The sequence below is a fragment of the Nocardioides psychrotolerans genome, from assembly GCF_943371775.1.
Lineage (GTDB): Bacteria > Actinomycetota > Actinomycetes > Propionibacteriales > Nocardioidaceae > Nocardioides > Nocardioides psychrotolerans_A.
Genome location: NZ_CALRWD010000099.1, coordinates 1 through 15,207, shown reverse-complemented (window position 1 = coordinate 15,207; position 15,207 = coordinate 1). Strand labels below are relative to the sequence as shown.

Annotated in this window: 17 protein-coding genes; 6 read left to right on the top strand and 11 right to left on the bottom strand. The window is 71.9% G+C overall.

The annotated features are described in order from the left end of the window. From AAG827_RS20225 to AAG827_RS20195, 7 genes are all read right to left on the bottom strand, one after another. Nucleotides 1–702 (bottom strand): EI24 domain-containing protein (locus tag AAG827_RS20225; RefSeq protein ID WP_341928016.1); only part of this gene is annotated, 702 nt, incomplete at its 3' end. A gap of 7 nt (nucleotides 703–709) precedes the next feature. Continuing rightward, nucleotides 710–1,699: a tetratricopeptide repeat protein gene (locus AAG827_RS20220; RefSeq protein WP_341928015.1), complete on the bottom strand. Its 990-nt coding sequence runs from the start codon at nucleotides 1,697–1,699 to the stop codon at nucleotides 710–712. A gap of 71 nt (nucleotides 1,700–1,770) precedes the next feature. Further along, on the bottom strand, nucleotides 1,771–2,979 hold the full coding sequence (locus AAG827_RS20215; RefSeq protein ID WP_341928014.1) for an acetyl-CoA hydrolase/transferase C-terminal domain-containing protein: 1,209 nt from the start codon (nucleotides 2,977–2,979) through the stop codon (nucleotides 1,771–1,773). Between the two features lie 43 nt (nucleotides 2,980–3,022). Beyond that, the gene (locus tag AAG827_RS20210; RefSeq protein ID WP_341928013.1) at nucleotides 3,023–3,547 is read right to left on the bottom strand and encodes a PH domain-containing protein; all 525 of its coding nucleotides are present in this window, start codon (nucleotides 3,545–3,547) and stop codon (nucleotides 3,023–3,025) included. Between the two features lie 8 nt (nucleotides 3,548–3,555). After that, complete coding sequence (locus AAG827_RS20205; protein WP_309648915.1) at nucleotides 3,556–3,717, bottom strand: hypothetical protein; 162 nt, start codon at nucleotides 3,715–3,717, stop codon at nucleotides 3,556–3,558. Between the two features lie 84 nt (nucleotides 3,718–3,801). Then, a complete protein-coding gene (gene meaB / locus AAG827_RS20200; protein WP_341928012.1) occupies nucleotides 3,802–4,794 on the bottom strand; it encodes a methylmalonyl Co-A mutase-associated GTPase MeaB in 993 nt (330 codons plus the stop codon). Continuing rightward, the gene (locus tag AAG827_RS20195; RefSeq protein WP_341928011.1) at nucleotides 4,795–5,985 is read right to left on the bottom strand and encodes an acetyl-CoA C-acetyltransferase; all 1,191 of its coding nucleotides are present in this window, start codon (nucleotides 5,983–5,985) and stop codon (nucleotides 4,795–4,797) included. It abuts the gene before it with no gap. Nucleotides 5,986–6,146: 161 nt separating this feature from the next. Here AAG827_RS20195 and mce point away from each other — a divergent pair, with 161 nt between their 5' ends. The 4 genes from mce (at nucleotide 6,147) to AAG827_RS20175 (ending at nucleotide 10,733) form a co-directional block, all read left to right on the top strand. After that, on the top strand, nucleotides 6,147–6,596 hold the full coding sequence (mce, locus tag AAG827_RS20190) for a methylmalonyl-CoA epimerase (RefSeq protein ID WP_341928010.1): 450 nt from the start codon (nucleotides 6,147–6,149) through the stop codon (nucleotides 6,594–6,596). Nucleotides 6,597–6,706: 110 nt separating this feature from the next. After that, nucleotides 6,707–8,047: a crotonyl-CoA carboxylase/reductase gene (gene ccrA / locus AAG827_RS20185; RefSeq protein ID WP_341928009.1), complete on the top strand. Its 1,341-nt coding sequence runs from the start codon at nucleotides 6,707–6,709 to the stop codon at nucleotides 8,045–8,047. A 206-nt stretch (nucleotides 8,048–8,253) separates the two neighbouring features. Next, the gene (locus tag AAG827_RS20180; protein ID WP_341928008.1) at nucleotides 8,254–9,525 is read left to right on the top strand and encodes a hypothetical protein; all 1,272 of its coding nucleotides are present in this window, start codon (nucleotides 8,254–8,256) and stop codon (nucleotides 9,523–9,525) included. Further along, on the top strand, nucleotides 9,522–10,733 hold the full coding sequence (locus AAG827_RS20175) for an AI-2E family transporter (protein ID WP_341928007.1): 1,212 nt from the start codon (nucleotides 9,522–9,524) through the stop codon (nucleotides 10,731–10,733). The genes AAG827_RS20180 and AAG827_RS20175 overlap by 4 nt, the downstream gene beginning before the upstream one ends. A 109-nt stretch (nucleotides 10,734–10,842) precedes the next feature. Here AAG827_RS20175 and AAG827_RS20170 read toward each other — a convergent pair whose 3' ends face one another. Next, nucleotides 10,843–11,601 (bottom strand): class I SAM-dependent methyltransferase, encoded by a 759-nt coding sequence (locus tag AAG827_RS20170; RefSeq protein WP_341928006.1) that lies wholly within the window; start codon nucleotides 11,599–11,601, stop codon nucleotides 10,843–10,845. 10 nt (nucleotides 11,602–11,611) lie between these two features. Continuing rightward, nucleotides 11,612–12,580 (bottom strand): DMT family transporter, encoded by a 969-nt coding sequence (locus AAG827_RS20165; RefSeq protein WP_341928005.1) that lies wholly within the window; start codon nucleotides 12,578–12,580, stop codon nucleotides 11,612–11,614. Between the two features lie 38 nt (nucleotides 12,581–12,618). Here AAG827_RS20165 and AAG827_RS20160 point away from each other — a divergent pair, with 38 nt between their 5' ends. Further along, the gene (locus AAG827_RS20160) at nucleotides 12,619–13,161 is read left to right on the top strand and encodes a CGNR zinc finger domain-containing protein (RefSeq protein ID WP_341928004.1); all 543 of its coding nucleotides are present in this window, start codon (nucleotides 12,619–12,621) and stop codon (nucleotides 13,159–13,161) included. 107 nt (nucleotides 13,162–13,268) lie between these two features. On the opposite strand, the gene AAG827_RS20155 is transcribed toward AAG827_RS20160, so the two are convergent. Together AAG827_RS20155 and AAG827_RS20150 are read right to left on the bottom strand one after the other, a co-directional pair. Next, nucleotides 13,269–14,069, bottom strand: a complete 801-nt coding sequence (locus tag AAG827_RS20155) for an alpha/beta hydrolase (protein ID WP_341928003.1) — start codon at nucleotides 14,067–14,069, stop codon at nucleotides 13,269–13,271. Between the two features lie 30 nt (nucleotides 14,070–14,099). Further along, nucleotides 14,100–14,861: an endo alpha-1,4 polygalactosaminidase gene (locus AAG827_RS20150; protein ID WP_341928002.1), complete on the bottom strand. Its 762-nt coding sequence runs from the start codon at nucleotides 14,859–14,861 to the stop codon at nucleotides 14,100–14,102. Between the two features lie 69 nt (nucleotides 14,862–14,930). On the opposite strand from AAG827_RS20150, the gene AAG827_RS20145 reads away from it, so the two are divergent. Further along, a partial coding sequence (locus AAG827_RS20145) for a hypothetical protein (protein ID WP_341928001.1) occupies nucleotides 14,931–15,207 on the top strand: 277 nt, incomplete at its 3' end.

Below are 15,207 nucleotides of genomic sequence, written 5' to 3'. Positions count from 1 at the left end.
GTCGCGGGCCAGCATCGTTGCGCCGGTGACCGCGGCCGGCATCACCAGCACCGCCCCCAGCGGCACGAGGAACGACGCCTGCACGGCGATCCCGAAGCCGAGCACGGTCCCCTGCTGTCCTCTCGCGAGGTCGGCCCTCCCCCGGGCATCGAGACCGCGCGCCTCCAACGGCCGCCCCAGCAGGTCGCGGGCCAGGAGCCACCCCCCGACGACGAGGCCGAGCACGGCACCCAGCAGGGCCCCGACCAGGGGGAGGAATCCCGCGATGACGACCAGCAGCCCCGCGAGCGCGCTGCCGAGGACGAGCACGAGGCCGTCGCGGGCGGCCCGCCACGCCCCGACCTCGGCGTCGGGCACCTCGCCCCCGAGCATCAGCTCGGTCTCGCGCCAGATGCGGGCATAGAAGGGGTCGCCGACGGCCAGGGTGACGCCCACGAAGGTCGACGCCGCCAGGGCCAGGCAGCCCACCACGAGCGCCAGCGCCAGGCCCACCCGGACCAGGGTGCGCACGAGGTCGGACGCGTCGTCGACGAAGGGCGTCAGCCACCCCACCAGCTCCGGGAGCCGGAGCAGCAGCACCACGAAGGCGGTCGCCAGGACAGCGAAGACCAGCAACGCCGGGAGCATCCCCAGCAGCATCAGCCCGGGGCGTCGCCGCCACAGGCCGAAGCCGCGGAGCAGGTAGCCGTCCCCCGAGGTCACGCGGCGCTCAGAACAGGGCGGACGCGAGCGACTGGCGCCCCTTGAGGACGCGGGGGTCGTCGTTGCCCACGGCGGCGAAGAGGCCCAGCAGGTGCTCGCGGGCGGCGTTCTTCTCGTCGCCCGCGGACCGGCGCACCAGCTCGACGATGCGACCGAAGGCGTCCTCCACGGCACCGTCGAGCAGGTCGAGGTCGGCCACGAGGGTCTGTGTCTCGACGTCGTCGGGTGCCGAGTCGGCCGCGGCACGAGCCGCAGCCGGGTCGACGCCCTGGGTGCGCTGCAGCACCTTCGCCATCGCGAGGCCGCCGGCGGCCTCGACGTCGGCGGGGTTGGCGGTCACGAGCTTCTGGTACTCCACGACCGCGGCGTCCACGTCGCCCCGGCCGAGGGCGTCCTCGGCGGCGGCGTAGCGCGGGTCGGCCTGCGGCTCGCCGTCGGCCTCCTCGGGCGCCGCTGCACCGGGCAGCGGCTGGTGCCGCGCGGTCATGCCCTGGGCCGCGAGGCCCTGCATCACCTGGGTCAGCGTGGCGCGGAGCTCCTCGATCGGCAGGGCGTCCTGCAGCAGCGGCGCCGGCCTGCCGTCCAGCACGGCCACCACGAGCGGGATCGAGGGGATCTGCATGGCCTGGGCGATGCCCGGCGCGGCGTCGATGTCGACGAGCCCGACGAGGAACTTGCCCTCGAACTCCCCCGACAGCGCCGCGAGGTCGTCGGCCAGCTGACCGCTCTCGGGCATCCGCGTGCGGGAGTAGAACGCGAGCATGACCGGCGCGGTCATCGACTGCTCGACGACGGCCTGGAAGTTCTCCTCGGTCACGTCGAGCGCGTAGGACGACGAGCCGGTCGGCGCTCCACCCGCGCCGGCAGCGGACGCCACCCCGGGCGCTGCACCGGGTCCGCCGCGTCCGGGGCCTCCACCTGCCGGGGCGGGCGCGGCCGGGCGCTTGAGGGCGGAGAGGTCGAACGCTCCGGGACGGGTGAACGGCTGCTGGGTCATGGGGCCAATCCTAGGGAGGCCGCCGCGCGACGCTCGGGCAGGTACGCCGAGTCGGCGCGATGGTGCAGCGCCTACGCCAGTCCCAGCCCGACCGCCTCCTCGCGCAGCTCCTCGCGCACGGACGGGTGGGCGGCGTGCTCGATGATCTGGCGCGCCTGCTCGCGCTGGTCACGACCGAAGACGTCGGCGATGCCCTGCTCGGTCACGATCGCGCTCATCTGGAAGGAGGTGACCGGCTCGTCGACCAGCGCGACGACGGTGGAGCAGTCGGCCTTGGGGTGCCAGGAGCGCAGGGCGATGAAGGCCTGTCCCCCGGTCGAGTGCAGCGCGCCGACGATGAAGTCGGTCTGCCCCCCGAAGCCCGAGTGGATCCGAGCACCGATCCGCGACGCGTTGGCCTGCCCGAAGAGGTCGACCTGGAGCGCGGTGTTGACGCTGACCATGGCCGGGTTGCGTGAGATGAGGGCCGGGTCGTTGGTGACCTCGGTGCGCACCATCCGCACCCGCTCGTTGCCGTCGACCCAGTCGAGCAGCTCGGGCGAGCCGAAGAGGAACGACGCGGTGATCGGCACCTGCCGCTCCAGCGCGCCGGCCCGCTCCAGCGCCAGGACGCTGTCGGAGAACATCTCGGTCCAGATCCGCAGCCCCCGCCGGGCGACCAGGCCCCGCATGGTGGCGTCGGGGACCGCCCCGATGCCGGCCTGGAGGGTCGCCCCGTCCCCGACGCGTGCCGCGACCTCCTCCCCGATCCGGGCGGAGGCGGCGTCGATCGGGCTCCCGGTGGCGTGCAGGAGCGGCTCGTCCACCTCGACCATCACGTCGATGTGCTCGACGTCGACCTCGGCGTCGCCGAAGGTCCACGGCATCCGCTCGTTGACCTGCGCGACGACGACACCGCCGGAGCGCCGCACGGCCTCGATCGCCGCCGGCAGGACGTTGACCTCGACCCCCAGGGACACCTTGCCCCCGCGAGGTCGGGTCGTGTGGAGGACGACCGCGTGCGGTGCCAGCGGTCCCGCGAAGAGGGCCGGCACCAGCGAGAGCCGCGACGGCACGTAGGACAGGCGCGGGCTGCGCCGCATGCCCGGACCGACGAAGGACGTCTCGAGCGTGACGCCCTCGCGGTCGGGCACGCCGTGCTGGGCGTTGAGCACCCACAGGCGGTACGACGGCACCAGCTCGTCCACGAGGCCGAGCGTCGTCCACGGGGTCGCATGGTTGCCCGTGACGACGATGCGCGGGTCGGCGGGCAGGCGGGCCAGGTGCTGGGCGAGGGTCACCCGTTGATTGGAGCAGGTGTCGGCCGCGGCCGCACGCGCGACCTCAGTTGACGACGCGCGGGCCGCGCAGGCCCGAGCGCTGGACGACCCGCTGGATCGCGAGGTCGCGCTCGTCGGGACGCCCGACGTAGCGGATGTCGCGCAGCCCCTGCTCCTGCGCTGCCGACTCGAAGCAGAAGTGCCCGAAGCCCAGCACGCGGCCGTGCAGCGGCCGCACGACGCTGATGTCGAGGATCCGGCTCAGCGGCATCGTCGCGAGGTGCGTCGAGAGCACGCCGTGGACCCGGAAGACCCGCATGTTGGTGATCACGAAACGGTCGCGCCGCTCGCGCAGGATCCCCCACGCGGCCCGCAGGCCCAGCACCAGGGCGACCAGCAGGAAGAGCCAGCCGATGTCCACGTGCACGAACGGCACCGCCACGACGGCGGCCAGCCCCAGGAGCCCTTCGAGGCACGGGCGCAGGTAGGCGACCCAGTGGTGGCGGACCTCGTCGACGATGACCTCCCCCTCCTCGCGCAGGAGGTGGCGGGAGATCTTCGGGTCACCCCACGAGGTCAGCAGCCCCATGCGCAGCGCTAGAGCTCACCGAAGAAGTCGATGACCGCGCGGAAGAGCTGGCTGCCCCAGTCGGCGACCTGCCCGCCTGCGGCGCCGGTGGTGTCGGCGAGGCCACTGGGGTCGGTGAACATCCAGAAGCCGAGGAACAGCACCACAAGGGCGATGAGCACCTTGTTCATCGAGAGAGTCTCCATCATGAGCCCGAGAGAATGGATCGGCACATTCGTACCACTGATCACTCTGGTCACGCGACAGGCGCGCCCTCAGTCCGTGAAGGACTCCAGCAGCCGGTCGGCGGCCGCGTAGGGGTCCGACTCCCCCGCCACCACGGCGGCAGCGAGCTCGTCGAGCTCGGAGCGGCCGTGCACGTCGCCCCACCGCCGACGCAGCGCGGTGAGCGCGATCGCCTCGATCTCGTCCCGCGCCCGGCGCGTACGACGGCGCGTGAGCTCACCGGTCGCCTCCAGCCAGGCGAGGTGCTCGTCGAGGGCTGCGGCGACCTCGTCCACGCCCTCGCCCTTCTGGGCGACGGTCTTCAGGATCGGCGGCTGCCAGGCGCCCTCGCGACGCTCGGTGAGGTTGAGCATCGAGCGCAGGTCGCGGCGCACGGAGTCCGCCCCGTCGCGGTCGGCCTTGTTGACGACGTAAACGTCGCCGATCTCCAAGATGCCGGCCTTGGCCGCCTGGATGCCGTCCCCCATGCCCGGCGCGAGCAGCACCATCGTGGTGTCGGCGAGGCCGGCGACCTCGACCTCGCTCTGGCCGACACCGACGGTCTCGACCAGGATCACGTCGCAGCCGGCGGCGTCCAGGACCCGCAGCGCCTGCGGCGTCGACCAGGCCAGACCACCGAGGTGGCCGCGCGAGGCCATGGAGCGGATGAAGACACCGGGGTCGGAGGCGTGGTCCTGCATCCGGACCCGGTCACCCAGCAGCGCTCCCCCGGAGAACGGGGAGGACGGGTCGACCGCGAGGACGCCGACCTGCTTGTCCTGGCGGCGCAGCTCACCGACGAGGGCGTTGGTCGACGTCGACTTGCCAACGCCCGGGGAGCCGGTGATGCCGACGACGTGCGCCCGCGGGCCCGACGTCGTGAGAGGCGCCAGGGCCGCCATCACCTCGCGCAGGAGCGGGGACTCGTCCTCCACCAGCGAGATCAGCCGGGCGACCGAGCGGGCCTGGCCCGCCAGGGCCCCGGAGACGAGATCGGGGACCGACGCCGTGCGGCGTCGGCCCCCGGTGGGCTCGAGGGTCACTCAGGCCTTCGGCACGCGCACGATCAGGGCGTCGCCCTGCCCGCCGCCACCGCACAGGGCGGCCGCGCCGACGCCGCCGCCACGACGCTTGAGCTCCAGCGCCAGGTGCAGCACCACGCGGGCTCCGGACATGCCGACCGGGTGACCCAGGGCGATGGCGCCACCGTTGACGTTGACCTTCGACTCGTCGAGGCCCAGCGAGCGGGCCGACTCGATGCCGACGGCCGCGAAGGCCTCGTTGAACTCGACGAGGTCGAGGTCGGTGGGGGCGATGCCCTCCTTGGCGCAGGCCTTGGCGGTGGCGTTGGCGGGCTGCATCTGGAGGGTGGAGTCGGGACCGGCGACCATCCCGTGGGCACCGATCTCGGCCAGCCACTCCAGCCCGAGCTCCTCGGCCTTGGCCTTGCTCATGACGACGACGGCGCAGGCGCCGTCGGAGATCTGCGAGGACGAGGCCGCGGTGATGGTGCCGTCCTTGGAGAAGGCGGGACGCAGGCCGGCGAGCGACTCGGCGGTGGTGTCGCCGCGCACGCCCTCGTCCTGGCTGATGACGACCGGGTCGCCCTTGCGCTGCGGGATCGAGACGGGGACGACCTCGTCGTCGAAGACACCGTTCTTCCAGGCGGCGGCGGCCTTCTGGTGCGACTGCGCGGCGAACTCGTCCTGCTCCGCACGGGTCAGCTGGGTGCCCGCGGCGTTGCACTGCTCGGTGAGCGCGCCCATCGCCTGCTGGGTGGACTGGTCGAAGAGGGCGTCGTAGGCCATCGAGTCGACCAGCGACACGTCGCCGTACTTGAAGCCCTCACGCGACTTGGGAAGGATGTGGGGCGCGTTGGTCATCGACTCCATGCCACCGGCCACGATGATGTCGGCCTCACCGGCGCGGATCATCTGGTCGGCCGTCGCGATCGCGTTGAGGCCCGACAGGCAGACCTTGTTGATCGTGATCGAGGGCAGCGAGAGCGGGAGCCCGGCGGCGATGCCCGCGGTGCGGGCGGGGTTCTGGCCGGCACCGGCCAGGATGACCTGGCCCATGATCAGGTAGTCGACCTGGTCACCGGCGACGCCGGCCTTCTCCAGGGCGCCCTTGATGGCGTGCCCGCCGAGCTCGGCGGCCGAGAGGCCCTTGAAGCCTCCGAGCAGACGACCGATCGGGGTGCGTGCCCCGGCGACGATGACGGATGCTGACATGGGTGCCTCCACAAGATGAGCGGTGATGTGCGGTGCCGAGATGGGTCTCTCGTGACGATACCCACGAGTCACATCGCGCGGCGAGGGTGTCCGCCGCCCACACCGTGAGGCACACGTCACAACGGGTCGCGGCGACGGGCCCGTCATAAGAGCATGTGCCCATGACCGCATCGCTCGACGTCCCCGCCCACCTGTTCACCGCCATCGACCACGTCGGCATGGCCGTGCCCGACCTCGACGCCGCGATCGCCTTCTACCGCGACACCTTCGGGATGACGTTGGCCCACGAGGAGGTCAACGAGGAGCAGGGCGTGCGCGAGGCCATGATGGCGGTCGGGGACTCCGGATCCTGCGTCCAGCTGCTCGCGCCGCTCAACGAGCAATCGACGATCGCCAAGTACATCGACCGGTCCGGACCCGGCTGCCAGCAGGTCGCCTACCGCGTCACCGACGTCGAGGCCGTCAGCGCGATCCTGCGCGAGCGCGGCCTGCGGCTGCTCTACGACGCACCCAAGCGCGGCACGTCCGACTCGCGGATCAACTTCGTGCACCCCAAGGACGCCGGCGGCGTCCTGGTCGAGCTGGTCGAGCCGGCGGCCGCCCCGCACTGAGACAACCCGCACACTCCGCCCCACATCTGGTTACCCACCGGTATCTTTCGGGCCAATCCAGTGGGCCGGACCAGCCCGACCGCGACACCGAGCAGAGGAAAGAGCCACCCGTGCAGAACATCCTGGACGCCATCCAAGCCGGAGACACCAGCAGCGAGGACTTCGCGAACCTGGCCCTCCCCGAGTCCTACCGGGCCGTGACGGTCCACAAGGACGAGGTCGACATGTTCGAGGGTGTCGCCACCCGCGACAAGGACCCCCGCAAGAGCCTGCACGTCGAGGACGTCGCCCTGCCCGAGCTCGGTCCCGGCGAGGCCTACGTCGCGGTGATGGCCTCGGCGATCAACTACAACACGGTGTGGACCTCGATCTTCGAGCCCGTGTCCACCTTCGGCTTCCTCGAGCGCTACGGCCGCCTGTCGGAGCTCACCAAGCGCCACGACCTGCCCTACCACGTGGTCGGCTCCGACCTCGCCGGCGTCGTCCTCAAGACCGGTCCGGGCGTCACCCGGTGGAAGCCCGGCACCGAGGTCGTGGCCCACTGCCTCTCGGTCGAGCTCGAGGACCCCGCCGGCCACGACGACACGATGATGGACCCGCAGCAGCGGATCTGGGGGTTCGAGACCAACTTCGGCGGGCTGGCGCACATCGCGCTGGTCAAGTCCAACCAGCTCCTGCCCAAGCCGGCCCACCTCACCTGGGAGGAGGCCGCCTCCCCCGGCCTGGTCAACGCCACGGCCTACCGCCAGCTGGTCTCCAAGAACGCCGGCCAGATGAAGCAGGGCGACAACGTCCTCATCTGGGGCGCCTCCGGCGGCCTGGGCGGCTTCGCCACCCAGTACGCGCTCAACGGCGGCGCCAACCCGATCTGCGTGGTCTCCAACGAGGAGAAGGCCGGCATCGTGCGCTCCATGGGCGCGGAGATGATCATCAACCGCTCCGAGGAGAAGTGGCAGTTCTGGAACGAGGAGGGCACCGAGCAGAACCCCAAGGAGTGGCAGCGCCTGGGCAAGAGGATCCGTGAGCTCACCGGCGGCGAGGACATCGACATCGTCTTCGAGCACCCCGGCCGCGAGACCTTCGGCGCCTCGGTCTACGTCACCCGCAAGGGCGGCACCATCACCACCTGCGCCTCCACCACCGGCTACATGCACGAGTACGACAACCGCTACCTGTGGATGAACCTCAAGCGCATCGTGTCCAGCCACTTCGCCAACTACCGCGAGGCGTTCGAGGCCAACCGCCTCATCGACCAGGGCAAGATCCACCCGACCCTGTCGCGCACCTACTCCCTCGACGAGGTCGGTCAGGCCGCGCTCGACGTGCACCACAACCTGCACCAGGGCAAGGTCGGCGTGCTCTGCCTGGCCCCCGAGGAGGGCCTGGGCGTGCGCGACCACGAGAAGCGCGCCAAGCACCTGGACGCCATCAACCGCTTCCGCGGCGTCTGACCCAGCACCACCCGATCATCGGTGACCCGTCCCCCATCTGGGGGGCGGGTCACTGCCCATTTTCGGGCTGCTCCACGCCGAGGTCGGGGCCATGTCGCGCTCGTCACCCTCAACCCTGAGACGGCCCGTGTGCCGGGGTGGGTTCTCTCAGCCGGATCATGGAAGATGGCCACGTCACCCACCACCAGCGACGAGGAAACTCCCCCATGAGCGACCAGGGTCTGTCCATCTTCGACCACGAGCCCGACGCCGCGACCAACGAGCCTGACGCGGAAGCGACCCAGGTGATCCCGGTGCAGTCCGAGCAGAAGGGCGCGTCCACACCCCCGGCGAGCCAGAAGCCCGCCCCGTCTCCGGCCCAGCCCGCGGCGCAGAAGCCGGCCCAGAAGCCCGTGCTCCCGCCGCCGGCCGAGCGCACCGCCGCCCAGCCCGTCGCACCCCCGGCCGCTCCGTCCCGTGCCGCTGCTCCGATCTCGAGCGCGCCGGCCGGAGGCTTCCCCGTCGTACGCCGTGGCGGCTACGACCGCGCGGCCGTCGACACGCAGGTCAACCAGCTCGCCCGCGACAAGGCCGGTCTGAGCGCGAGCCTGACCGAGTCCGAGCGTCGCGTCCTCGAGCTCGAGGCCGAGCTGACCGACGCCAAGACGCAGATCGCGGAGAACGCGACCCCCTCCTACGCCGGGCTCGGCGGCCGCGCCAGCACCATGCTGCGCCTGGCCGAGGAGGAGGCCACGGAGATCCGTGACGTGGCCGAGCGCGACGCCAACGAGATCCGCGAGCAGGCCGCGCGCGATGCCAAGGCTATCCGCGCCGACGCCTCTCGCGAGGCGGAGGACATGCGCTCGGTCCAGCTCCAGGAGCTCGACCAGACCCGCATCCGGGTCCTGGGCGACGCCGAGCAGGAGCGCACGCTGGCGAAGGCCGAGGCCGAGGACACGCTGGCCGCCGCCCGTCGCGAGGCCGACCAGCTGCGACTGGCCGCCCAGCAGGAGACCAGCGAGATGCGCACGTCGGCGACCCGCGAGGTCGAGCAGGCCCGCGCGGCCGCGGACCGCGAGGTCCAGGAGGCGCGACGCACGCTCGCCGTGGAGAAGGAGCGCCTCGCCCGCGAGGCCACCGACCACCACAACTCCGCCACCGCCGAGACCCGTCGCCTGGTCGAGGAGGCCGAGGAGCGGGCCGCTGCCGCCGAGGAGCGCGCCAGCCAGGCCAGCAAGCAGGCCACCGAGAACCGCGCTGCCGCCCAGGCCGAGGCCGAGGCGACGCTCTCGCGCGCCCGTCGTGAGGCCGAGCAGATCGTCGCGACCGCCCACAGCCAGGCCGAGTCCGTGGCCTCGACGGGCACCGTCGAGATCGAGCGCGAGATCGCCGCTCGTCGCGCCGAGCTCGACCGCCTGACCAAGCGTCGCGACGCGATCTCCGCCCAGCTCGCCTCTCTGCGCGACGTCGTCGCCGGGTTCGGCGAGGACGAGAGTTGAGCAACGACCCGCAGGCCGCCGAGGAGGCGGCCGAGCGGGCCGAGGCGGCGGCCGACCACGCCGAGACCGCCGCCGAGCAGGCGGAGACCGCGGCCGAGCACGCTGAAGCGGCCGCCGAGCAGGCCGAGCACGTCGTCGAGCAGGTGCACACCGACGACTACGGCACGCCCGGCAAGCCTTTCGAGAAGCGCTCGCCGTTCTACCTCGGCTTCTTCGGCGCTCTCGGGGTGCTGGTCGCCTACTTCCTCTGGTCGGCGCTGCTGAGCATCGGCTCCACGCTGCTGCTCATCATCGTCGCTCTCTTCATCGCGGCGGGGCTGAACCCCTCGGTGGAGTTCCTCGAGCGCCGCGGCATGCGCCGCAGCCTGGCCGTGACCGCGGTCATCGTCGCCTTCCTCGGGGCGGTCGCGCTCTTCATCGTCGCGATCGTCCCGGTCATCACCGACCAGGTCACCGCGATCAGCCAGAGCGCCCCCGGGTGGCTCGACGAGCTGCAGAAGAACAAGCAGATCCAGAAGCTCGACGACGACTACGACATCATCTCCAAGGTCCGCGACTACGTCGCCAACGGCGACTTCGTCAGCGGCATCTTCGGCGGCGTGCTCGGGGTGGGGCTCAAGATCCTGGGCGCGCTCTTCAACGCGTTCATCATCCTGGTCCTGACGCTCTACTTCCTGAGCTCGCTCGACAAGACCAAGAACGCCTTCTACCGCCTGGCCCCCGCCTCGCGCCGGCAGCGGGTCTCGCTGCTCGGCGACCAGATCGTGCGCAACGTCGGTGGCTACGTCTCCGGCGCCTTCATCGTCGCGCTCTGCGCCGGCGTCTCCTCGCTGGTGTTCCTCTTCGCCGTCGGTCTGGGCGACTACGCCGTGGCCCTGGCCTTCGTGGTGGCGCTGCTCGACGTCATCCCGATGATCGGCGCCACCCTCGGCGCCGTCATCGTGACCGCGATCGCCTTCGCCACCGACGTCAAGACCGGCATCATCTGCGCGATCTTCTTCCTGATCTACCAGCAGGTGGAGAACTACGTGATCTACCCGCGCGTGATGTCGAAGTCGGTCGACCTGCCCGGGTCCGTCATCGTCATCGCGGCCCTCGTCGGCGCCGGCCTGCTGGGCGTCGTCGGCGCGCTGCTGGCCATCCCCACGGCGGCTGCCATCCTGCTGATCCTGCGCGAGGTCGTCGTACGACGGCAGGACGCGCGGTAGGCGCACCGGCGGGGCAGGTGGCGCGCCGTGCCGCGCACTCTCCGGCGAGAGGTCCCTCGGCGGGTGGTCAATCGTTTGACCACCCCGCGCGGGCACCTCCCTCAGGTGCTCAGCGCCGCACGGCCTCGATCTCGAGACGCACGTAGTCGACGACCGGCTCGCTGAGCGCCAGCCGCACGTCGCGCACGAACCCCGCCTGCTCGTCGACCGGCAGCCCGTCGAGGTGCGAGCCGAGGACGACGGTCGCGAGGTAGGTCTCCAGGACCGCCGGGTCGTCGCAACGGAACGGGTCGGGCCGCAGCCGCACGTCCTCGACGTCGAAGCCGGCCGCCTCGAGCCGGGACCGTGTGGCGACGTCGTCGGCGAACTCCCAGTCGCCCGGCGCCTCCCCCGTCACCGACGCGATCGCGCGCGTCACGCCCGCCACGTTGCCGCGACCGCCGCAGTCCGACACCAGCCGGGCTCCCGATCGCATGACCGCCGCGAGGTGCGCAAACAGCCGCTCGTGGTCGGGCACCCAGTGGAAGGCCGCCACGCTCATCACCGCGTCGACCGGCTCGGCGACCGGCAGCGGCTCCATCAGGTCGGCGTGCACGTAGGACACCCGCTTGTCCCCCAAGCGGGTGCGCGCGACGTCCAGCATCTGCTGCGAGCCGTCCAGCGCCACGAGCCGTACGTCGGGACAGCGGGCGCGCAGCGCAGCGGCGTCGCGGCCGGTGCCGCACCCCGCGTCGAGCACCACCTCGTCGCCGGCCAACCGGAGCCGGTCGAGGACCCCGCGACCCCACTGCTCGTGGGGCAGCGTGAGCGTGTCGTAGGTGGTGGCATCCCATTCACGCGGTCCGTCGCTGGGACGATCACGAGTCATGGGAGCGAACCTACGCGGGCAGCTCCGGCGTCGACGGGACCGACCGCTCCCCGAGCTTGACCGCGACGACACCGGCCATGATGAGGATGCCACCGAGGAGCTGGACGGGACGCGGCAGCTCGTCGAGGAGCAGCCAGGCCCACAGGACCCCCATCACGACCTCGATCAGCGCCACGAACGACGCGACGCGCGAGCCCAGTCGTCGACTGGCCGCGATGCCGGAGACGTAGGCGATGGCGGCCGTCACGAGGCCGAGCAGCACCAGCGGGACCCACCAGGCGACCGAGGAGCCCGCCATGGTCACGTCCCGGGTGGTGGCCGTCATCGGCAGCAGCCCGACCAGACCGAGGATCGCGAGGGAGAGCCCACCGATGACCAGGCCCGCGGCGGCGAGCGCCAGCGGCGGCAGCCCGTTGTCCTCGTCGGCGGAGATCACGAAGTAGACCGCACAGCCGACCATGGCACCGAGCGCCCACAGGACCCCGGCGACGTTGAGCTCCGCGTCGCTGACCAGGTCGAGCACCAGCACCAGGCCGAGCGCGGCCAGACCGGCACCCACCAGGGTGAGTGCCCCCGGGCGCTCGCCGTGCCGGAGCCAGAGCCACACGACGACGGCCGCGGGTGCGGTGTACTCGATCAGAAGCGCCGGCCCGACCTGCATGTGGCCCACCGCGGAGAAGTAGCAGAACTGGGCACCGGCCACGGCCAGCAGCCCGTAGGTGAGGACCAGCCCGCGGTTGGCGCGCAGCAGGTCCCAGCGTCCGCGCAGCGCGACGTAGCCGAAGGGAGCGACGACCAGGGCGGCGAGCCCGATGCGCACGAGCACGACCGATCCGGGGGTCCAGCCGGTGTCGAGGAGGCCACGCGCGAGCGCACCGGAGAGCCCGAACGTCACCGCGGACAGCAACGCGAGGAGCAGCCCGGTGACGGTGCGCGACGCACCGGCCGTCGCAGCGTCGTCACGAGTCAAAGTCGTCATGGGTCATGACGCTAGGGCTCGTGCAGTAACCTGTCAATGTGACTTTCGCTCATGACACCGAGATGTCCCTCCAGGCGGCCGTCACGCTGGTCAACACCGAGGACCCGACCGACGACACCCTGGCGACCGTCGCGGACCTGCAGCGGTTCTACGACGAGTTCTCCTACACCGGCCGCCACGACGCCGACCAGGCCGAGCTCGACACGATCCGGGCGCTCCGCTCGCGTCTGCGCGAGCTCCTCACCGCCGAGCGCGACGACGCCGTCGAGCTGGTCAACACCATGCTCCGCGAGGGCCGCGCCCTCCCCCAGCTGGTGCGCCACGAGCCCTTCGACTGGCACCTGCACGCGGTCGACGACGACGCCCCGCTCGAGACCCGCATCCTCGTGGAGACCGCGATGGCGATGATCGACGTCATCCGCGCCGACGAGATGTCACGCCTGGGCCACTGCGCCGACGAGGACTGCACCGGCGTCGTCCTCGACCTCTCGCGCAACCGCTCGCGCCGCTTCTGCTCCACCCCCTGCGGCAACCGCAACGCCGTCGCGGCCTACCGCGCCCGCCAGGCCACCGCCGGCTGACCGGACTCGCTGGTCGAGCCCGAGGAGCGCCAGCGACGAGGCGTCGAGACCCGCCTTGCCCTCGCTGGTCGAGCCCGAGGAGCGCCAGCGACGAGGCGTCGAGACCCTCAGGTCTGAGCAGGCCCGGGGACCGGCACGTCCCGATACGCCGCCAGGTTGTGCGCGTTGTACGCCGAGGTGTCGGCCAGCTCCATCGGTCCGTCCCACTCGCGCGGGAGCGGCACGTCGACCCCGGGCGCGACCCGACGGACGATCTCGTCGAGCACCTTCTCGGCGTCGCCGACCCACAGGTGCTTGCTCCCGTCGAAGCCGACGACCTCGGCCTGGGGGATCGCACCGAACCGCTCGCGGGCCTCGGCCGGCTGCAGGTAGTCGTCGTGCTCGGGCACGAACGCGTGCACGGGCTTGCCCGACGCAGCCCACGGCTCGAGGTGCTCGGGCTCGCTGAAGCGCAGCGGCGGGCTGAGCAGGATCGCGCCCTGGATAGCGGGGTCGAGGCCGTACATCAAGGTGAGGTCGGTGCCGAAGGACCAGCCCACCAGCCAGATGTTGGGCAGGTCGTGGAACTCGGCGTACTCGATCGCGGCAGCGACGTCGTAGCGCTCCCCCACGGCGTTGTCGAAGGCACCCTCGCTGGTGCCCTGCTCGCTCCAGGTGCCGCGGGTGTTGAAGCGCAGGACCGCGACGCCCGCCAGGGCCGGCAGGCGGAAGGCGGCCTTGCGGTAGACGTGGCTGTCCATCATCCCGCCGTGCGTGGGCAGCGGGTGCAGGCAGATGATCGTCGCGACCGGCTCACCCTCGGCCGGCAGCGCCAGCTCTGCGACCAGCTTGAGGTCGTCGGCGGTCTCGAGCGTCAGTCGCTCGCGTCGCGCGGGCAGGACCGAGTTGGCGCGGATCTTCTGGCTCACCACGTCAGGCTATCCACCGTCCGAGCACCATCAGCACCAGCGGTGCACCCCGTCGGGGCTGAGGTCCAGGTCGCGCAGCACGACCGCCACGTCGTCACCGTGCTGACGGCAGGCCTCGCGGAAGTCGCGCAGGCGGTACTCCACCATCAGCACCTGGTCGCCGAAGTCGTCGACGTAGGCGTCGCACTCGTCGTACTGCGCGCACGACTCGGAGACCGCGAAGTCGAAGCCGATCCGGGTGCCGTCGTAGCCCGCGAGGTTCTTCTGCCCGACGGCCAGGCCCTCGCGGTGCGCGCGGGCCACCAGCAGCCGGGCGAAGGCGAGACCGTGCGCGCGGGTGACCAGCCGACCGCTGCGGGTGAAGGAGTCGAGGTTGTCGAGCTCCACGGCGGCGAAGCCGTCGTCCGCGCACCCGGCGGTCCAGCGCCCGACGATCCGCGCGAGGGCCGTGCGCTTCCTCGCCGTCCGGACGTCGAGCAACCACTCGCCCCACGCCTCGTCCACGACCGGCCGACCGTCGCGCTTGAGCACCAGCCACCAGTGCCGGCGCCAGAAGCCACGGGCGTCGGGCTGGGTCTGGAAGCCGTTGACGTAGCAGACGTTGTAGCGCCCCGCCTGGGGCTCCGACGTCCGGTCACGCACGACGATGCCGACGTGCGCGGGCGCCTCGAGGTCGCCGCCGAGCTGGTAGTCCACGTCGGTCCCGACCGGCAGCCTCTCGACGGCGTACGACGGACCCGACGCGCCGACCGCGAGCACCAGCAGGACACCGATCACCGCAAGACGCCTCATGCAGGCACGGTACGTCGTAACCCCGACGGGCTGAGGCGCGTTAGCAGGCCAGTCCACGAAAGGGAACCGATGTCGCACCTGCGCTCACGGATGGCCGCGCTCACCTGCGCCGCCGCCGTCGCGCTCCCCCTGGCCGGCAGTGCCACCGCGACCGCCGCCGCCACGGGAGCCACCAGCTCCACCCCCGCCACGACCAGCCTCACCTCCCTCCGCGCGACCCACGTCGGTCTCGACCGCCTCCTTGCCGCGGGGACCTACGGCAACCGTGCCATCGTCACCTTCGACTCGGTGCCGAGCGGCGCCGAGGTCGCCGCCCTGCGGGCCCTGGGTCTCGTCGTCCAGCCGA